General features: G+C 69.2%; 18 protein-coding genes. 6 read left to right on the top strand and 12 right to left on the bottom strand.

Annotation, left to right across the window (positions count from 1 at the left end):
- Positions 1-45: 45 nt before the first annotated feature.
- From ACMCNO_RS32195 to ACMCNO_RS32145, 11 genes are all read right to left on the bottom strand, one after another.
- A complete protein-coding gene (locus tag ACMCNO_RS32195) occupies positions 46-1353 on the bottom strand; it encodes a FliI/YscN family ATPase (RefSeq protein ID WP_412753179.1) in 1308 nt (435 codons plus the stop codon).
- Positions 1350-2018, bottom strand: coding sequence for a FliH/SctL family protein (locus ACMCNO_RS32190; protein WP_412753178.1), 669 nt, complete (start codon positions 2016-2018; stop codon positions 1350-1352). Before ACMCNO_RS32190 ends, ACMCNO_RS32195 begins: the two co-directional genes overlap by 4 nt.
- Positions 2002-3027 carry a flagellar motor switch protein FliG gene (gene fliG / locus ACMCNO_RS32185; RefSeq protein WP_412753177.1) on the bottom strand — a complete coding sequence of 342 codons (1026 nt, stop codon included), beginning with the start codon at positions 3025-3027 and terminating at the stop codon, positions 2002-2004. The genes ACMCNO_RS32190 and fliG overlap by 17 nt, the downstream gene beginning before the upstream one ends.
- A gap of 29 nt (positions 3028-3056) precedes the next feature.
- Positions 3057-4652 carry a flagellar basal-body MS-ring/collar protein FliF gene (gene fliF / locus ACMCNO_RS32180; RefSeq protein ID WP_412753176.1) on the bottom strand — a complete coding sequence of 532 codons (1596 nt, stop codon included), beginning with the start codon at positions 4650-4652 and terminating at the stop codon, positions 3057-3059.
- Between the two features lies 1 nt (position 4653).
- A complete protein-coding gene (gene fliE / locus ACMCNO_RS32175) occupies positions 4654-4980 on the bottom strand; it encodes a flagellar hook-basal body complex protein FliE (RefSeq protein ID WP_412753880.1) in 327 nt (108 codons plus the stop codon).
- A 5-nt stretch (positions 4981-4985) separates the two neighbouring features.
- On the bottom strand, positions 4986-5378 hold the full coding sequence (locus ACMCNO_RS32170) for a flagellar basal body rod protein FlgC (protein WP_412753175.1): 393 nt from the start codon (positions 5376-5378) through the stop codon (positions 4986-4988).
- 2 nt (positions 5379-5380) lie between these two features.
- The gene (locus ACMCNO_RS32165) at positions 5381-5728 is read right to left on the bottom strand and encodes a flagellar basal body rod protein FlgB (RefSeq protein ID WP_412753174.1); all 348 of its coding nucleotides are present in this window, start codon (positions 5726-5728) and stop codon (positions 5381-5383) included.
- Between the two features lie 196 nt (positions 5729-5924).
- A complete protein-coding gene (locus ACMCNO_RS32160) occupies positions 5925-6248 on the bottom strand; it encodes a hypothetical protein (protein WP_412753173.1) in 324 nt (107 codons plus the stop codon).
- A 5-nt stretch (positions 6249-6253) separates the two neighbouring features.
- Positions 6254-6625, bottom strand: a complete 372-nt coding sequence (fliS, locus tag ACMCNO_RS32155; protein ID WP_412753172.1) for a flagellar export chaperone FliS — start codon at positions 6623-6625, stop codon at positions 6254-6256.
- A 62-nt stretch (positions 6626-6687) separates the two neighbouring features.
- On the bottom strand, positions 6688-8187 hold the full coding sequence (fliD, locus tag ACMCNO_RS32150; protein WP_412753171.1) for a flagellar filament capping protein FliD: 1500 nt from the start codon (positions 8185-8187) through the stop codon (positions 6688-6690).
- 152 nt (positions 8188-8339) lie between these two features.
- Positions 8340-9128, bottom strand: coding sequence for a flagellin (locus tag ACMCNO_RS32145; protein WP_412753170.1), 789 nt, complete (start codon positions 9126-9128; stop codon positions 8340-8342).
- 385 nt (positions 9129-9513) lie between these two features.
- On the opposite strand from ACMCNO_RS32145, the gene ACMCNO_RS32140 reads away from it, so the two are divergent.
- From ACMCNO_RS32140 to ACMCNO_RS32115, 6 genes are all read left to right on the top strand, one after another.
- Positions 9514-9999, top strand: a complete 486-nt coding sequence (locus ACMCNO_RS32140; protein WP_412753169.1) for a flagellar protein FlgN — start codon at positions 9514-9516, stop codon at positions 9997-9999.
- Positions 9999-11411: a flagellar hook-associated protein FlgK gene (gene flgK / locus ACMCNO_RS32135; RefSeq protein ID WP_412753168.1), complete on the top strand. Its 1413-nt coding sequence runs from the start codon at positions 9999-10001 to the stop codon at positions 11409-11411. The genes ACMCNO_RS32140 and flgK overlap by 1 nt, the downstream gene beginning before the upstream one ends.
- A gap of 10 nt (positions 11412-11421) precedes the next feature.
- Positions 11422-12309, top strand: coding sequence for a flagellar hook-associated protein FlgL (gene flgL, locus ACMCNO_RS32130; protein WP_412753167.1), 888 nt, complete (start codon positions 11422-11424; stop codon positions 12307-12309).
- Positions 12310-12669: 360 nt separating this feature from the next.
- A complete protein-coding gene (gene fliW, locus ACMCNO_RS32125) occupies positions 12670-13062 on the top strand; it encodes a flagellar assembly protein FliW (protein ID WP_412753166.1) in 393 nt (130 codons plus the stop codon).
- A 102-nt stretch (positions 13063-13164) separates the two neighbouring features.
- Positions 13165-13413 carry a carbon storage regulator CsrA gene (csrA, locus tag ACMCNO_RS32120; RefSeq protein ID WP_412753165.1) on the top strand — a complete coding sequence of 83 codons (249 nt, stop codon included), beginning with the start codon at positions 13165-13167 and terminating at the stop codon, positions 13411-13413.
- A gap of 180 nt (positions 13414-13593) precedes the next feature.
- Positions 13594-15738: a glycosyltransferase gene (locus ACMCNO_RS32115; RefSeq protein WP_412753164.1), complete on the top strand. Its 2145-nt coding sequence runs from the start codon at positions 13594-13596 to the stop codon at positions 15736-15738.
- A gap of 113 nt (positions 15739-15851) precedes the next feature.
- Here ACMCNO_RS32115 and ACMCNO_RS32110 read toward each other — a convergent pair whose 3' ends face one another.
- Entirely contained in the window at positions 15852-19175 is a 3324-nt protein-coding gene (locus tag ACMCNO_RS32110; RefSeq protein WP_412753163.1) for an Ig-like domain-containing protein, read from the bottom strand.
- Positions 19176-19524: the final 349 nt, after the last annotated feature.

Raw genomic sequence — 19524 nt, 5'->3', positions numbered from 1 at the left:
GTGCGTCCGCGGGTGTGTCTGCGGGTGCGGGTGCGGAACAGGCGGTCAGGCGGGGTTGACCAGCTGGTGCAGCGCCTGCCACGCCTGTTCCGCGGTGACCTGCTCGTCCAGGCCCTGCCGCAGGAATGCGGTGATCTCCGGCCAGAGCGCGGCGGCGCGGTCCGCGTCGGGGTTGGTCCCCGGCACGTACGCGCCGATCTCGACCAGCTCCCGGATGTCCCGGTGGGCCGCCATCATCCGGCGCAGCTCGGTGGCGTCCGCCCGCTGATCCGGTGTGGTGATCTTGTTGGCGACCCGGGAGATCGAATCCAGCGCCTGGATGCTGGGGAAGTGACCCGCGGTGGCCAGCTTGCGGTCGAGCACGATGTGGCCGTCGAGGATCGAGCGGGCCGCGTCGGCGATCGGCTCGTTGTGGTCGTCGCCCTCCACCAGCACGGTGTACAGCCCCGTGATGCTGCCGCGGGCGCCCGGTCCGGCGCGTTCCAGCAACGAGGCGAGCATGGCGAAAACACTCGGCGGATAGCCGCGGGTGGCCGGTGGCTCCCCGACCGACAGCCCCACCTCGCGCTGCGCCATCGCCGCGCGGGTCACACTGTCCATCATCAGCAACACGTCGGAACCCTCGTCACGGTAGTACTCCGCGATCCGGGTGGCCACCGACCCGGCGCGCAGCCGGACCAGCGGCGGCTGGTCCGAGGTGGCGATGACCACCACGGAGCGAGCCAGGCCCTCGGGGCCCAGGTCGTGCTCGATGAACTCGCGTACCTCCCGGCCGCGCTCGCCGACCAGGGCGACGACGTTCAGCTCCGCCGCGGTGCCCCGGGTGATCATCGACATGAGCGTCGACTTGCCGACCCCGGAGCCGGCGAAGATGCCCATGCGCTGGCCCTTGCCGCACGGCACGAGCGTGTCGAGCACCCGGATGCCCAGCGGCATCGGCGCGTCGACCAGCTGGCGTTCCAGCGCGGACGGCGGCCGGGCCTCGATGCTGACCGGCTCGCCGGTCAGTGGCGGGCCGCCGTCCATCGGGCGGCCGAGGCCGTCCAGGATGCGCCCGCGCAGGTCGGGCCCGACGCGGACACGCAGCGGGCCGCCGGTGGCGACCACCGGGCTGCCGGTGCCCAGGCCGGTGATGGAACCCAGCGGCAGGCAGGACAGCCGCTCACCGTCGAGCGCGGCGACCTCGGCGAGTACGGTGTCGTCGCCCTCGCCGATCTCCAGCAGTTCGCCGACCCGTGCCTCCAGCCCGCTGACCGTGACCCGCAATCCGACCGCGCCGGTCACCTTGCCCCTGGCCTGGGGCCGGGCGGCGACCATTGCGGCGCTGAGCCGGTTGCGGAACACGTCCGTCACAGCAGTAGTGCCTCCCGGGCTCGCTGCACGGCGGCGGCGATCGAGGCGTCCACCGTGGTGGCGCCGACCTCGGCGACCGCGTCACCCGGGTTCAGCCCCGGGTCGGGGCGCAGGCGCACCGGCCGTCCCTCGTAGTTGTAGTCGGCGTCGGTTGCTTCCCCGACCAGATTGCGATAATCGTCCGGGTGCAGGCGGACCGCGACCGCGCCGCGGTCGGGTGCGGCAGCCATGGCGCGGCGCAGCGCGTCGACCGCGCGCCCTTCCGGGTCGGCCAGACTGCGGCCGATGATCGCCTCGGCCAGTGTGAACGCCTGCGCGATGATCTCTTCCCGGATCTCGTCGAGCGCCACCGCCTGCCGCGCGTCCAGCCGGTCGGCGGCTTCACCCATCGCGATCACGGCCTGGTCCAGCACCGCCTCGCGCCACTCGGCATGCGCCTTCGCGAGGACCCGGGACTGCTCCAGGATGGTCTCGGCCTCGATGGCGGCCTCACGCTTGCCCTCGGCCCACCCCTCCGCATAGCCGGCCGCCCGGGCCTCTTCCTTGGCCCGCTGCACCGGCGGGGTGTCCACCGGCGCCCGCCGGCGCAGGTCGACGGCGAACCGGACGACCGCCGCGGATTCGGCGTCGGTGCCGCGCAGCACCACGTCAGTCGACAAGTTCATCGGCTTCCCCACCACGCTGGATCTCGATCTGGCCGGAGTCCTCGAGCGAGCGGATCACCGATACGATCTTCTGCTGCGATTCCTCGACCATCCGCAGCTTGACCGGACCGAGCAGGTCCATCTCCTCGAGCAGGTTCTCCCGGCCGCGCTCGGAGAGGTTGCCGGTGACCTTGTTGCGCACCGTGTCCGCCACGCCCTTGAGCGCGGTGGCCAGGTCGTTGGGCTCGACCTGGCGCAGCACCAGCTGCACCGCGCGGTCGTCGAGCATGGTGATGTCCTCGAACATGAACATCCGGCGCCGGATCTCCTCGGCGATCTCCGGGTTGCGCTCCTCCAGCGCCTCGAGGATGAGGCGCTCGGTGGTGCGGTCGGCCCGGTTGATGATGTCGACCAGCGGCTGCACGCCGCCGACCGTGGAGAGCTGGTCGGGCTGCAGCACGGTGGAGAGCTTGCGCTGCAGGGCCTGCTCCACCTGCCGGATCACGTCCGGCGAGGTGCGGTCCATCACCGCGATGCGGTGGGCGACGTCGGACTGCACCTCCGGCGCGAGGCCGGACAGGATCGACGAGCCCAGGGCCGCCGGCACGTGGGCCAGGACCAGCGCGATGGTCTGCGGGTGCTCGTACTGGACGTACGAGAGCAGCTGGCGCGGGTCGGCGTGGCTGAGGAAGTTGAACGGCATGTCCGTCATGGACGCCTCGAGCCGGTCCAGGATCAGCGCCGCCCGCTCGGGGCCGAGCGACGCCTCCAGCAGGTCCCGGGCGTACGCGAGGCCACCGACGCCGGCGCTCTTGGTGGTGGCCATCGCGTAGAACTCGTCGATCACATCCGTGACGACGTCGGTCTCCAGCTTGCCCAGCCGGGCGATCTCGGCGGAGAGCTCCTCCACCTCGTTCTCCTGCAAGGTGGACAGCACCTTGCTGGAGTGCTTCGTGCCCATCCGCACCAGCAGGATGGCGGCCTTGCGCAGGCCGGACATCGACGTCGTGGTCAGCGCCGCTGTAGTCAACTCAAGTCCCCCTCAGTACTGGTTGGTGGTCAGCGGCCGGCGCCCAGCCAGCCCCGGAGCAGGGCGGCGATTTCCTCGGGCTGCTCTTCGACCATCTTCTCGATCTGGCGCTGCCGTTCGTCGAGCTCCTCGTCGCGGGCGGGCTCGATGGCGGGCTGCGGGATGGCGGCGTTCAGCTCGGCCAGCCGCTGCTGCTCCAGGGCGGCCTGCATGGCCTCCAGGTGGGCGAGCTCCGCCGCGCTCAGCGCCTTGCGCTTCTTGAGCCGCCGACCGCGCCACCACACTGCAAGCAGCAGGAGGAGGACGACGAGGACGAGTCCGCCGGTCTTGAGCAACTTCAGCTGCTCCTCGGCCTTGCTTGCGGCGGCCTGAGCGAGCGCGTCCTGCTTCTGCTGGTCCGCGGCGCTGGTGTCGAACGGCATCGCGCCGACCGCGACCGTGTCACCCCGGGTGAGGTCGATGCCGGCAGCCGCCTTGACCAGATCCTGCACGTCGGACTGGTTGACCAGGCCGGCGGTCTTGCTGTTCAGGAGGACCGCGACGCTGAGCCGCTTGATCACGCCGGGCGCGCCCTTGCGGACCTCGGTGGTCTTGTTCAGCGCGTTGTTGCGGGTGGTCGCGGTGTTCTCGTACTGGCCGTTGCCGTTGCCGGCCGCGCCGTTGGGCACCTGGATGTTGTCCGGGCCGAGCACCCCACCGGTCTTGGAGCCGGCGCCGTTGTACGCCTCCCGGCTGATGCTCTCCGCGAGCGCCGGCAGCGACGGGTCGGCCTGGTACGACTCCTTGGTCGTCTGGGTCGAGTCGAAGTCGAGCTGCGCGTTCGTGGTCACCCGGGCCCCGCCGGGACCGACGACGGCGTCGAGCATGGTCTGCAGCGAGCTGTTGAGCCGGTTCTGGAACGCGACCGTCTGGTCGTCGGAGCCGTCCCCGCCCGTGCCGGTGCCGACGGCCGCGCCGTTGCCGGTGGACAGGATCCGTCCGTCGGCGTCGGCCACGGTGACCTGCTCCGGCTGCAGCCCCTCGACGCTGGACGCGACGAGGTGCACGACCGCCTGGACCTGCTGGCTGTTCAGCTGGTCGTTCGGCTTGTCCGTCACGAGCACGGACGCGGTCGGCTGCTTCTGGTCGTCGGCGAAGACGTCCTTCTGCGGGATCACCAGGTGCACGGTGGCACCCTGTACGCCGTCGATGCTCTTGATGGTGTTGGCGAGCTCGCCTTCCAGCGCCCGCTGGTATCCCACGTGCTGCATGAAGTCGCTCGTGGTGATGCCCTGCTTGTCCAGCAGCGCGTACCCGGTGTCGGACTCGCCGGGCAGGCTCTCGCCGGCCAGCTGCAGCCGCACGGCGTACACCTGGTCCTTGGGAACCATGACGGTCTGGCCGCCGTTGGCCAGCTCGTACGGCGTGCCGGACTTCTGCAGCGTCTCGACGATCGCGCTGGCGTCCTTGGTCGACAGGTTGCTGAACAGCGGCGCGTAGGTCGGCTTGGCGGCCCACGTGGCGAAGAAGTAGCCGCCGATCGCCAGCGCGAGAACCGCGACGAGCGTGACGGACTTCTGGCCAGGGGTGAACGCCTTGAATCCGTCGATCAGACGACGTACGGGCGCGGGAAGGCGATCGATCATGTCAGGCCTGCATCCTCATGATTTCCTGGAAGGCCTCGACGGCCTTGTTCCGGATAGCCACGGTCAGTTGCATTGCCAGGGACGCCTCATTGGCGGCCATCGTGTACTGGGCGGGGTCGCTCAGCGTGCCGTTGGCGACCTGGATCGCGAGGTCGTCCGCCTTGTTCTGGGAGGCCTGCACGCTCTGCAGACCCTTGGCCAGCATTCCGGCGAAGTCGGAGTTGGGGCCGGTCGCCGCGGGAGTGCCGGAGGCGGCGCCGACGCCGTCGATCCCGGAGACACCGCCGATGCCGGAAACCGCGCCGATCGCGTCGATGGGAGAGGTCATCGTCGTCACTTCCCGAGGTTGATGGCGGCGGTGTACGAGTCGCGGGCGCGGTCCACCACGGCGAGGTTCGCCTGGTACGCGCGCTGCGCCATGATCATCTGGGCCATCTGGCTGCCGAGGTCGATGTCCGGACGGCGGACGTAGCCCTCGGTGTCGGCCAGCGGGTTGTCCGGCTCGTACGCGAGTTGACCCTCGGCGCTGCCCAGCGCGATGCCGCCGACCTCGGCGCCGTTGCCGTCCTGCGCCTCCTGGGCGATGACGTAGCGGGCCTGGAAGGCGTCCTCGGACGTCCGCTTGACGGTGTCCATGTTCGCGATGTTGTCGGAGATCGCGTCGAGCCACTTGCGGTACACGGTGACGCCCGAGCCGGCCACGCCGATCGCGTTGAAGATGCTCATGATCAGGCCCCCTTGATCGCTTCGCGGAGCAGGCTGTACTTGCTGTCCACGGCGCGCAGGGTGAGCTGGTAGCGCATCGTCGTGTCGAGGTGCGACAGCGTCTCCTCGTCGAGGTTGACGTTGCTGCCGTTGAGGCGGGTGGGCTCCAGCGACTGCTGAACGCTCGGCGCCACCGACGAGGGTGACCGGCCGGCGGAGACGGCGCCGCTCAGCGCCTCCTCGAACTTGACCTTGCGGGCGTGGTAGCCCGGGGTCTCGATATTCGCGATGTTGTCCGCGATGGCCCGCTGTCGGGCGGCGAGGCCGGAAACGGCCACGCGCAGCGCGGATGACGACACGTCGTCGAACACGGCAACAACTCCCTTCCTTGACGTACCTGGTTGCCGCCGGTCCGTGGCGTGTTACTGAGCTATCCGTGCTCGTACTCCGCTTCGGCGTACGCGGGAATCCGCTGAGGGGGAAACGGTTGCCGTGGAGTTGCATGCAAAAAACCCCGGTAGCCCCGCGTTTGCGGGGCTACCGGGGATCGATGATTTATGGGGTGGGTCACATGGCGCAGTCGACGTACGACGGGATGGCCTTGCCGGCCGTACCGACCTCGATCCTGGCCGCGAAGGCGGTCTGCCGCCGGTTCGCGGTGATCGCCAGCGCGGCCGCCTTCGCGGTCTCCAGCTGGCGGGCCAGGATGCCCTCCGCGCGCGGGCGCAGGTCGAGCGGGATCGGGCCGATACCCGGCGGGGGTTCCCACGGCGTGGCCTCGGGCAGATCCTGGCGGCGGTGCTCGTCCCTGATCATCTGTTCGATGACCTCGACGTTCGCCTCAAGCTCGTCCAGGGCGCCGACCCACGCGCTGCGCCAGTTGGCGGTCATGGTACTCAGCTCCCGGTGGATGCGGTGGCCAGCGCCGCCTCGCGCCATGTGTCGCGCAGCGGCTCCATCAGCTCGCGGCACTGCCGCGTCTTGACCGCGTCGCTCTTCACGTTGGCGTTGACCAGCTCTTTCATCACGAAGGCGTAGATCGCGGCCAGATCGGCGGCGCCGTCCCATGCGTCGGGCTTCAGCGAGCTCTGCAGTTCCAGGACGATGTCCTGGGCGTGCAGCAGGTTGACCCGGGCCTCCTCGCGGTCGCCGTCGAGCAGGGCCTGCTCGCCGCGGGTCAGGTCCAGCACGAGGCGGTCAAAGAGCATCACCAGCAGCTTGGCCGGGGACGCGGTGGCGATGGAGTCGGCGAGGTAGCGCTCGCGCATTGCGGGTGTCGCAGAGGTCACAGTGGGCTCTTTTCATCAACCGAGGCTGGCGGTCGGGGCTATTAACCGAGGCTGGCGAGCTGGCCGGACAGCCAGCTTTGCTGCTGGTGCATCTTGCTGAGGGCGGTCTCCAGGCCGGTGAACTGGGTTTCCAGGGTCTTCCGACGCAGCGCCAGCCGGTCGTCCCAGTCGCTGACCTGGTCGTTGAGGTCGCGGATGGTGTCGTTGCGGCTCTGGATCAGGCCCTGCAGGGTGCCCTGCTTGACCTTGGACGCCGGGTCGCCAGGGCGGACCACGCCCTCCGTCGCCAGCAGCGAGATCGTCTCCAGCTTGCGGGCGAGCCCTTGGGCGACGTCGAAGTCGGGCTGGAACTTGCCCTCGGTGCCCTTGCCGGTCGGGTTGGCAGCGGTCTTGGAGTCGGTCTCGGTGTACGACTCGAAGTACCGCTGGGTCTTCGCCGGGTCCTTCGCCAGCGCGGCGACGAACTTGCTCTTGTCGAACGTGACGGTGCCGTCGCGGGTCAACGCCACGCCGATGTCCGCGAGGCTGCTGGTGATGGTGGGGTTGAGCGGGTCGACGCCGGTCGCGCCCCTGGAGACGCTGCTCAGCAGGTCCTGCCGCAGAGAACGCAGGGTGGAGTCGCCGGCCAGCGCACCGGCCGCCGTGCTGCCGTTCTTGGCCCGGGTCTGCATGGAGATCTCGGTCAGTGCCGCGTTCAAGCCGTCGACCAGGGACTGCACCTTGGCCGCGACGGCGTCGGCGTCGGCGCCGACGGTGACCGTGACCGGCGCGTCGGCGGCGGCCTGCTTCCGGGTGGCCGTGATGGTCAGGCCGGGCAGCACGTCGGCGAAGGTGTTGGTCGCCGAGCTGATCGTGTACGACGACGAGCTCGCGGTGTCCTCGCCGATCCGGATCTGGGCGTCGGCGCCCTGCACGGTGGTCGTCGCGGCGCCCAGGGTGAGGCCGGTGGGCAGCTTGCTGGCGTCGAACGCGGCAGTGGCCCCGCTCGTCTTGGCGGTGAGCTGCAGGGTGTACTTGCCGGAGCCGATCTGCACGGCGGACGCCTTGTAGGCGGCGTTGGCCTCACCGTTGATGGCGGCCACCACCGATGCGAGCGATCCGTTCGTCGGCGTCAGCGTCTTGCTGGTGCCGTCGGCGAGCGTGATGTCGAGCGTGGTGCCGGTCAGCACCGGCGATCCGGTGGCGTCGCTGACGGAGCTGACCGACGCGGCGGAGAAGGTCATGGTGTGGGTGGTCGCCACGGATTCGACCCGGAAGCTCAGCGACCCGGCGGACGCGCCGGGCTGCGCCGTCACGACGGCGGCGTCGGAGCTGCTGGTGGCCTTCATCGCGCCCCAGGCGTCGGCGCTGCCGAGTGCCTTGGCAGCGGTCGCCAGGGCGGCCATCTTGGTGTTCACGTACTGGTAGGCGCTGACCGCCTTGTTCTGGGTGGAGACCTTGTTCTTGAGCTGAGTCTGCGGGGCCGCCTCGGCCTGCATCAACTGGTTGATGATGTCGGTCGTGTTCAATCCCGAGCCGAGACCGTCAATGGTCATGGCCATTTCGGCGTTCCCCCTTCACTGGCGCCCGCGTCCGCGGGAAGGAACGGGCGGTCGGCGTCATCGCCGACCGCCCGTCTGTTCGGTTGTCTATTCAGTTGGCTGAGCTTTTCAGCTCGGTAAGGCCGTCACTATCCGGTTGTGATGAACCCAGATCAGCGGAGCAGGGAGAGCACGCCCTGCTGCGACTGGTTCGCCTGCGCAAGCATGGCGGTGCCGGCCTGGGACAGGATCTGCGAGCGGGTGAAGCTCATCATCTCCTGGGCCATGTCGGTGTCGCGGATGCGGCTCTCCGATGCCGACAGGTTCTCGATCGCGACGTTGACCGAGTTCACGGTGTGCTCGAACCGGTTCTGCAGCGCACCGAGCGAGGCCCGCTGGGTCGAGATGTTGGTGATCTCGGTCTGCACCGTGCTGCTGTCGGTGATGACGGCAGCGCTGGTGTCGATCGACTTCAGGGAGGCAGCCCCGTCAACCGTGATCGCGTCGTTCTTGTCGAAGCCGACCTGGAAGGTCAGGTCGGCGTCGTTGAACAGGGTGACGCCGTTGAACTTCGTGTTGGTCGCGATACGGGTGATCTCGGACTGCAGGGCGTCGAACTCGCCCTGGAGGGCGGCCTGCGAGTCCGTGTTCTGCACGCCGCTGTTGTACTGCACGGACAGGTCGTTCATGCGCTGCAGCATGCTGTGCACCTCGGTGAGGGCACCCTCAGCGGTCTGCACGACGCTGATGCCGTCCTGGGCGTTGCGGGCGCCGACCTTGAGGCCGCCGACCTGGCTCCGCAGGCCCTCGCTGATGGCGAGGCCAGCGGCGTCGTCAGCCGCCCGGTTGATCCGGAAACCCGACGACAGCTTCTCCAGCGACTTGCCCATCTGGTTGTCCGTGACGGACAGGTTCCGGTAGGCGTTCTGAGCCGCAATGTTCTGGTTGATGCGCAGACCCATGAAAAATTCCTCCTTGAGCGGGGTCTTGGTCGACTCATCCGTGAGCCGTTTGACTTACGCCCTCATTATTCGGTCGGTCCCCGGCCGTGATGAGGACAGTGCCGAGAATTTCTCGAACTTTTCCTGAGCTGCCCTTCGGCCTGGGTTGAGCTGCCCTTGACGTTCGCAACCCCGGCGGACGGCCGCCGTGTGGGCCTCTTGCGGGTGCCGATACCTCTTATATGCGAACCGCCTTTTGGCGTACCTGTGACCGGGCTGGAAATCGTCTGACCGCCCGATCGGCGGGGGAACCCTCAGTCGCGCCCGGAACATGCCGACCATTGCGAGTGAGCAGGGAACGGCCGGCGTGGCTGTCCCGCCCTAGCACAAAGTGAGGAGCCCGCGGGTGAGCCTGACCGACCTTTCCAGCGTGCTGTGGCGTTCACGTGAGCTGTTGGAATTGTTGCTCTTCAAGCTTGAGGAGGAGCAGCTGATCCTCGCCGCGGGCCGGACGCGCTGGTTGCCGCATGCCACCCGAGAGGTGGAGGTGGTGCTGGACCAGATTCGGCAGACCGAGGTCGCTCGGGCCGCCTATTCGCAGGCCGTCGCCCTCGACCTGGGCCTGGCGCCGGAGGCGTCGCTCGGCGAGCTGGCCGACGCGGCCCCCGAGCCCTGGTCGGATCTGCTGCACCAGCACCGCAAGGCGTTCCTGACGCTGACCGCCGAGATCAACGACATGGCGAGCGCCAACCGTGAGCTGCTCACCGCGGGCCAGCGCGCGGTGCGCGACACCATGCACGCGATTTCCGGCAACGTGGAGACCTACGGCCGGCAGGGCCAAACCGTCGTCGGCGGTACACGCCGTCCCAGCCTGGTAGATGAGGCGATCTGATGTCGAACTATTTCGGTGCCCTGAACACCGCCCTGAGCGGCCTGTACGCCAACCGGCGCGGGCTGGAGGTTTCGGGCCAGAACATCTCGAACACGAACACCGAGGGATACTCCCGGCAGCGCGTGCAGATGCAGGCGGTGGTCGGCGGGAGCGCGGCCGCCATGTACGCCCGGTCCGACGGACTCGGCGACGGCGTCGAGGTGACCGACGTGCAGCGGATGCGCAGCGAGTTCCTGGAGACGCGGGGCCGTAGCGAGCACGCTGTCGGCTCCTACCTGACCCAGCAGGCGTCGATCTACAACACGATCGAGGACAGCTTCGCCGAGCCGAGCGACACCGCCCTGCAGGCACAGTTCCACGACATGTGGGGCGCCTGGGCCGACGTGGCGAACACGCCGGACGACCCGGCGGCCCGCTCCGCGCTGCTGCAGAAGAGTGCGACAGTGGTAGACGGTCTGCGCAACGCCCACAACTCGCTGTCCTCGCAATGGCAGGACCTGCGTGGTCAGGCGGACGCCTTCTGCGCCGAGGTGAATCAGACCGCGGGGGCGATCGCGGAACTGAACAAGAAGATCGTGCTGGCCAAGGCATCCGGCGCGACCGTCAACGAGCTCGAAGACCAGCGTGACCTGCACATCATGCACCTCTCCGAGATGGTCGGCGCGACCGCCCAGAAGCGGCCCAACGGCGCGGTGGACGTCCTGATCGACGGCTCCGCTCTGGTCAGCGAGTACATCCCGCGCGGCATCGAGGTGACCGGCGCGCAGCGGCTCGACGACCAGGTCGCCGCCAACGCCGGGTCGACCACGCCCCCTGGCGTGCAGCTGCGCTGGACGGACACGGGAACGACGACCACCGCGGGCGGCAAGCTGGGTGCGATGCTCGACGCGATCACCGGCGTCATCCCCGGGATCTCCAGCCAGCTCGACAACGTGGCCAACACACTCGTCACCACGGTGAACGCCGCGCACACCCCGGCGTATGGCCTGGACGGGGTCAACGGCCGGCCGTTCTTCTCCGGCAACAGCGCGTCCACGATCGCGATCGCCCTCGACATGAGAAGGCCGGACCAGGTCGGTGCGGCGCCGACCGCCGGCACCTTCGACGGTTCGGTGGCTGACCTGCTGTCGCGCACCGGCGCGCAGCCCGGAGGCCCGGACAAGGTGTATCAGAACATGATCGCCGACCTGGGCGTCGCGTCTCAGACGTCCGGCCGCCGTGCCGATATTCAGGGCAACATCACCCTGCAGATCGACTCGGCCCGGGAGGCGGAGGCGGGCGTCAACCTCGACGAGGAGATGACGAACCTGCTGACGTACCAGCGTGGGTATGAGGCGGCCTCCCGGGTGATGACCACGATCGACGAAATGCTTGACCAGCTGATCAACCGCACCGGCCTGGTCGGAAGGTAGGTAGGACGACATGCCTCAGATGAGGGTCACCGAGGGCAGCATCACCAGCCGGGTGATGGCAAACCTGCAGCGCAACGTCGCCCGCAGCGGCCGGATCCAGGAGCAGCTGTCCAGCGGCAAGCAGATCAGCCGGCCGTCCGACTCGCCGACCGGCACGCTGTCCTCGATGCAGCTGCGCGGGGAGGCCCGGGTCAACGAGCAGTACTCCCGCAACGCCGACGACGGCCTGGGCTGGCTCGGCACCATCGACGACACCCTTACATCGTCGCTGTCCCGGCTGAACCGGGCCCGGGAGCTCGGCATCATGAGCCAGAGCGGCATCAACAGTTCGGAGTCGCGCGAGGCGCTGGCCATCGAGGTGGAGAATATCCGGGACTCGCTGATCGGCCTGGCGAACACCACCTACCTGGGGCGGCCGGTGTTCGGTGGTACCACGACAGGGCCTGCCGCCTACGACAGCGCCGGTGTGTACCTGGGCGACGGCAACCAGGTGCTGCGCACGGTGGGCGGCAACGCCCAGGTGCCGGTCGCCGAAACCGGTCCGAACGTGTTCGGCACCGGACCCAACCAGGTCTTCGCGGTGCTGACGAACATGGCTGCGAACCTGCGCAGCAACAACACGACAGCCCTGGGCGCCAACATGGACCAGCTGGACGTCTCCAGCAACCTCATCAAGACGACGCTGTCGGACGTGGGTGCGCGATACAACCGCGTATCGCAGGCGAACGACACCGCGAAGGACAGGCTGGTGTCGTTGAAGGGCCAGATCTCGGACATCGAGGACATCGACCTCCCGAAGACGATCATGGACATGCAGCTGCAGTCGACCGCCTACCAGTCGGCCCTGGCCGCGACTGCCAAGGTCATTCAGCCGTCATTGCTCGACTACCTGCGCTGAGCCGTGCGTTCGGACGGCCCCCGGGATTCCCGGGGGCCGTCGTCGTTTCCGGTCGGCCTACCCGGCGATCTCAACAAAGCCGGTGACTAGCGGAAACTGCCAGCTCCGGAGATCGGATGCCGATAGAATCGAACCGCGCAGACGAGGACGCTGCCGGGTACCGCTTGGTGTCCGTGGCGCCCCAACGGTCCGACATCGGGGACATCGATCTGCCCAGACCATCATGGAGACGCAGCTCCAGCAGACGTCGTATCAGGCCGCCTTGGCCAGCGGGGTCAAGGCGGTCCAGCCCTCGCTCATCGACTTCCTGAGGTGACCATGACTACTCGCACCGCGTCCCGACCTTCTATGGGGGACATCATGACCGACATCGAACTGCCGATCATCGAGATGGCCTCGCCCATGGCCGGCTTCCCGGCGCATCGACAGTTCGTCCTGGTCCGGCTGAACGACGATGGCTTGCTCTACGCGTTCACCTCCGTTCAGGACCCGAGCCTGCGGTTCCTGGTGGCGCCGCCCGAGCCGTTCTTCCCGGACTACGCCCCGGAGATCGAGAACGACACTCTCGCGGCCCTGAACAACACGGACCCGGACCGGCTGCTGGTCATGGTCGTCATCACCGCTGGCACAGAGGAGACCACAGCCAACCTGATGGCCCCGATCCTCGTGGACCGGGACAGCCGCCGGGCCATGCAGGTCATCCTGCAGGGAAGCAAGATGCCGGTCCGGGCGGTCATGCGCCGCAACTTCTGACAGCACCGGGTCCGGCCGCGCGGCCGGACCCGCGCCACCAGCAGCCATGTGGCGCGGGTGCGGCTAGATTGTCCTTGTCCATGGATGGCGAAAGGGCAGCTGATGCTGGTGCTGACCAGGAGGGCCGGCGAGAGTGTGATCATTGGTGATGACATCGTCGTGACCGTGCTCGAGGCCCGTGGCGACGTCATCCGGATCGGCATCCAGGCTCCGCGGGACGTGCAGGTGCATCGCGAGGAGGTCTACCGGGAGCTGCAGGCCGCCAACCGGGAGGCGGCGTCACCGGATGAAGAGGCGGTGAAGGCTCTGGCCGACAGCCTCCGCCCCGCCGCCGAGCCGGACGAACACTGAGGCAAAACGGCATCCGCTGACAAGGACCGACGATCAGACCCAGCGGTCTCGGGGGATATGGGCGCGCTTGCTCCCGGAATGGCGTCCGCGATCGAGATGGTGTGACAGGATTGATCCGCCGACGATCGGCCGTACTCCTTGGGCCACCGCCCGAATGGTCGATCACCAGAGGTGATTCGCGTGCCTGTCTCAGTGGTCCTCACCGCCAGCGGCACCACCGACGAGTTCAAGAACCTCCTTGCCGGCTTGCGCCCCACCCTCGGGTTGCGCGACGAGGTCGTCTGCGTGCTCCCACCGCAACGCCCCGACCTGGCCGCCCAAGCCCGCGCCCAGTCCTGGCTGACGGTCCTTGACCAGACGCCACCGGAGCAGGGTGCTCGCTGGTCAGCCGGGCTGGGCGCCACTACCCACCCCGTGGTCCTGTTGCTCGACTGCGACACCATCCTCACGCCACACTGGCTGGACGCAGTCGCCGCGGCCTTCGACGAGCCCACCGTTGTCGCCGCAGGCCCCCGCTGCCACCGCACCTTCGGCCCACAGCAGGTCGATCTCCCCCCCGAGGCCAAGGCCGGCGTCACCGCGTTCAAGGCGTATGCCCGGCAGTGGCGCCAGGACAACCGCGGCCTGACCGATGTCGACCGACTCGGCCCGGTCTGCGTCGCCGTCCGACGCGAAGCCCTGGAGCGCGCTGGCGGACCTACCCTGGACATGCCCTATGACAAGCTGCGTGAGCAGGGGCGACTGGTACTGGTCGAGAGTGCGCTGATCGCCCATATCGGCGGCCGGCGGTGCGCGCTGCTGACCTCGCCGCCGCCCGACGCGCCCCTGCTGTCGGCGAGCCTCATCGTCAAGGACGAGGAAGCGGTCATCGCCGACTGCCTTGGCGCGTTGAGCGAGGTGGTCGACGAGACCGTGGTCTACGACACCGGCTCCACCGACCGCACCAGGGAGATCGCCCGCGAACACGGCGCCCGTGTCATAGACGGCTTCTGGGACGATCACTTCGGCGACGCCCGCAACCGATCCCTCGCCCACTGCCACGGCCAGTGGGCCTTCGTCGTCGACGCCGATGAAGTTGTCAGCGGCGACGTCACCACGCTACGACACCAGCTCGTCACGACCGAACCGACGGTTGACGCGCTCCTCGTCCGGCAAGTCAGCCACACGGCGGATGGGACCATCACGGTAGTGTCCCCGCGCCTGTTCCGGGCCGGCGAATACCGCTATAGCGGCCGACTGCACGAACAGGTCACCCACCGGATCACCGGCGACACCCCGCAGCCCCGACCCATCGACACGATCGTCCTCATGCACTCGGGATACCTGGACGCCGCCGTGGCGACGAAGGACAAGGTCGGGCGTAACCGCCGTCTCGCCGCGCTGGCCCAGGCCGAGGGGCCGGAGGCCTTCTACAACCTCGCCCGATCAGAGCGCAGCGCGGGCAACCCGAACGGGGCGATCGACGCCTGCAAGTCCGGCCTCGCCGCCAACCCCAATGCCTTCGTCCGGGTTGGCCTGCTCAGGGTCCTGATCCGCTGCTGTGCGGAGACGGACCGCCTCCCGGAGGCGAACGCGGCCCTTGCGGAACTGCGCACGGTTGCGCGCCAACAGGTCACGACAGACGAGGCAGAGATTTTCGTACGGGCCGTCGAGGGCGACCATGAGCGGGTGCTGGAACTCATCCGGGGGATGCCCGAAACCGCCGCCAACGATCTGGGCGTGGATGCAGGTCGCCGCCATATGGCGGCGTACGAGGTCCTCAGCCTTGTGGCCACTGGCCGGCCGGCAGACGCGGCCGAGGTTCTTCGGCCGGAGTTGCGAGCCGGACGTCTGGTGCTGTCGCTCGACATGATCGTCAAGGTGCTGGAGGGCGCGGGTTCCGATCTGACCGAGCTGGCCAGGCTAATCCCGAACGATGCCGTCCGGCACGTGCTGTACCGCACCCGGGAGGTGAAGCCTGCGCTCGCCGATGCCGTCCTCGAGGCGCTCTGGGAACGCTTCCCTGGCGATCCCCAGCTCTTTGGCGTCGTTGTCTGGCTCGCCGACCAACTGCCGCTGGACAGGGCCATTCAATGGTCGGGCCGGCTACGGGAGCAAGACCTGGCGAAGTACTGCCCGCTACTGGCTACGGCGACGTCCACCAGACGCTCCGCCCGGGAGCGGGCGCTCGCCGCGGCGGCCGCGCTGGAGGTGTACGGCGACCAGGCCGCGCTCGGCCCGCTGTCCGAGGCGCTTGACCAGGTGCCCGACGACCAGACCAGTGCGGTGCTGGAGGAACTGCGCACGCTGGCTCCCGGAGTGGCGTCCGCGATCGAGCTGGTGTGACAGATGCACCGCCGCGACGGCGAATTCGGCCACCTGCTCGACTGACACCTCGCACGCACCAATCGGGCCGCCACGGTTGGCCGTGGCGGCCCGATTGTCGGCGCGGAGGAAGGTCAGGGGGCCACGGCGAAGCCGTCCACCAGGACCCTTGGCCGGCCGGCGGTGCCGACCACGACGATCTTGAGCGTATGCGTGCCGGGGGTGGTGGCGCGGGTCCACAGCACCTGACCGTTCGCGGTCGTCGTCGCTCGGGTGTCCACCGTGGTGACCACCTTGCCATCCAGGTAGATGGTGGCTGCGCCGGAGGTCGGAGTCTTCGACCCGATCCAGGCGACCTGTGTCCCCGTGAAGGTCGCGGACACGGCCGCACCGGCCGTCGACGCGGAGACCGCCGCGCCGCCGACGTAGCTGGTCCCGGTGAGCGAGGTCCACGCGCCGCTGAACTGTCCGGCCGTCTCCGCGATCGAGGTCAACGACACCGGGTCGGTCCTGGTGGTGACGTTGCCCGCGCAGTCCGTGGCGGTGACCACGACGCTGGCGGGGGTGGCACCGGCGGGCAGCACGGTGGACACACTCAGCTTGGCGGCCTTGGCCGTCCCGACCAGCGTGCCGTTCGCGGTGGCGGTGATCGCGCAGATGCCGCTGGGGTCCGCCGCCGAGGCGGCCAGGGTGACCGGCACCCCGCCGGCCGCCGAACCGATGCGTAGCTGGACGGTCGGCGCGGTGACCGTGGGCGCCACGATTTCGGCCGTGATCTTCGCCGTGGGTGATGTGCTGACCAGCCCGGTGGGGTCCACCGCCCGGACGGCGAGCGTGTGCGCGCCCAGGCTGAGCGGCACGGTCGCGCTGGTCGTGGTGCCGTTGACCGTGACGGCCAGCTGACCGTCCAGGAGGACCTCGTAACGGGCGAGGCCGCCGCCGTCCACCGCCGCCGCCCAGGTCACGGACACGGTGTCGGCGTTGGTGGCCTTGCCGGACACCGGCGAGGTGATCTTCGCGGGGGCCGGCGCCGTCGCGGTGGCCGTGACGGTGACACCCAGGGCATCGGCGACCGTCGAGCGAAGACCGTTGCCGTTGACCGCGATGACTCCGATGTGGTGGCTGCCGTCCGGCACCACGACCGTCGCGCTGTGCACGGTGCCGCCGACGAGGGCGGCCTGCACGTGATCGACCTCGACCACGTACGCGGCGATCCCCGATTGGAGGTCGGTGGCGACGGACCAGGAGACAAGTGCCTTGTTGCCGGTGACCACCGCGCCCGTCAGTGGCGCCGCCACCTTCGGCTGGCTCGGTCCCGTGGTGTCCAGGACGGCCTTGACGGTCGGCGTGGTGGACACGTTGCCCACCGCATCGCGGGCCCGGACGCCCACCACGTGTGCGCCGTCGGCCAGGCCGTTGGCCAACCGCCAGCTCGTCGACGTCGCCGGCACGGTCGCCGTGACCACCCCGTCGACGATGATGTCGTAGCCGGTTACCTGGCTGGTGACCGAGGCCGTCCAGGAGATGACCGAGCCGTTCGGGTCACCCACGGCCTTCAGCCCGATCGGTGGGCTGACGGTGACCCGGGACAGGTTGACGGTGGTCTCCGCGCGGGTGCTGCGGTTGCCCACCCGGTCCACTGCGGACACGGTGAGTTTGTGCAGGCCGTTCGCGAGCGCCGGAAGGGTCACCTCCGCAGCGGTGGCGGGCGCCGCCACGGTGCTCACCTTGGCCGCGTCGAGAAGAATCTCGTAGCCGGCGACGCCGGAGTCCGCGTCGGTCGCCGCGGCCCAGCGCACCGTCGTGGTGGCGCCCACCGTCTGGCCGCTCGTCGGTGCCTGGAGGACGGGTGCGGACGGCGGCGCGTTGTCGCCCCGCACCGTGCGGGTCGGGCTGGCGGCGCCGACCAGGCCGGCCTTGTTGACCGCGGTCACTCCGACGGTGAGCGGACCGCTGAACGCGGACACCCCCAGCGTGGTCTGGGTGCCCGGCAGGACCGTCTGCTGTCCGTTGACCACCACGCGGTACTCGCGGATTCCCGACTCCGGGTCGGTGACCGCGGGCCAGGAGAAGGTCACCGGACCCGACACGTACTCACCGGCGACCGCGGTGGCCTTGCTGACCACCGGCAGGGCCGGCGCGGGCGGCGGGGTGGTGTCGTTGTAAATGTTGCCGACCCGTACCCGTGCGCCGGAGGCGTCGATCTGCTCCAGAGTGAGGGTGAGCGTCGTGCCAGTCACGGTCCAGCCGGAGCCGACCGGCAGCGCGCGGCTGTTGGCCACCGTCGGGTTCATGTTGAGGATGCGAGACTCGTTGCTGCCGCTGAGCAGCTGACGTACCTGGACGCCGGCCCAGCCGGTGGGCTCGTTGGCGTTGCGGCCGGTCTTCGGCCGGTATTCCACGTAGAGCGTGGAGCCGGACAGGGGCACCTTCACGGCCCGCGCCGCGGTGATCGACGTGACCGCCGGCAGCGTCACCGTGCTCCCGACGCTGGCCACCACCGCGTTGTCCAGCGTGCCGAGCACGTCGGACAGCGCCGTGTTCAGGCTGTAGCCGTCACCGCTGCGGGCGTAGCCCATCACGTCGTAGTCCTCGTAGCTCCGGGTCGTGCAGGAGGTGCTCAGCGCGACCGTCGCGGTGCCCGAGGTGCAGTCGGCGGAGTTGGCGTGGCCGAGGCCGAGGTTGTGCCCGAACTCGTGTTCCCAGGCGTCGGCTGGGCCGTACCCGTTGATCCAGATTTCGCCGCCCGGCAGGTGGCCCAGGCCGGTCCAGCCGCACGAGGAGTAGCTCGGGAAGTAGACGACATAGTGGTTGCGGCTGTCCGCGGCCGGTACGCCGTGCGCGGCGTGCGCCGCGTTGGCGATCGCCGTGTAGTTGCACGAGCCCGGGTTCGGGATACCGACCCAGTTCCGTACGTCGATCGTCGGGATGGTGATGCCGCCGGCGGTCTGCTCGTTCCAGTACGCGGCCAGCTTGTCGGCCGACGCGCGCAGGGTCGTGGGGGTCTGGCTGTCGGGCGCGGTCCAGTACACCGGCAGTACCGTCAGCGTGTGCGCGCCGGCCTTGGTGGGCGGCAGCGCGGCGGCGACCGGGGCGGGGTCGGCGTCGATGATCTGCGCCGCGCCGTTGTCGACCGCGGCGGCGACCTCGGCGGGTGTGTCCACACTGGTCGGCGCGGTCACCTTCACCACGACCTCGGTCTCGGGGCTCAGCCCGGCGGCGGCGCTGTCCGGCAGCGGCAACATGGTGTCGTCGATCGTGACCACGGGCTGCGTCACCGTTCGGGTGGCGTACGCCGCGGTGGGGGTGGCCAGGCCGCCGTCCAGCACGACGCGCGAGAAGGTGCCGGACACGGTGGTCGTGTGGGTGACGGTGGCCGCGGCCGCGGCGGTCGGCGCGAGGAGCGCACCGATGGTGGCGGTCGTGACGACGACGAAGTTCCGGGGGAGCCAGCTCATGGGCTGATCGATCGGGTGGGGCGTGCCGGACTTGAGGCATTCTTGATCGACAACGACCGCGGGCGCCGACCCGTCGGACGATCGGTCGCCACCGGCACGCGGAAGTCTGACGCCTTCTTGATGACCTTGGTGTTGGTGTTGCCCCGGAGGACCTACACACCGTCCGTGTAGGTTCTCGCCGCCGATGGCGGCGGTGATCGCGTTGACATGGTCTTGAGTAGGGTCGTCTCACTGATTTGTCGGCGATCTCTTCTCACCGGAATGACGTCTTCTTCAGCGAGGCGAGTCAGCTGGAGGTGCCGGGAGGACTTCGTGCCCGGGCGGGCCTGCGCCTCCCGTGGCTGTGGGG

Origin of the sequence: Krasilnikovia sp. M28-CT-15, from assembly GCF_047159595.1 — a bacterium.
In the GTDB taxonomy this organism is placed as follows: Bacteria; Actinomycetota; Actinomycetes; order Mycobacteriales; family Micromonosporaceae; genus Actinoplanes.
Note: the sequence above shows the minus strand (reverse complement) of the source record. Positions and strands in the feature narration are given on the sequence as shown.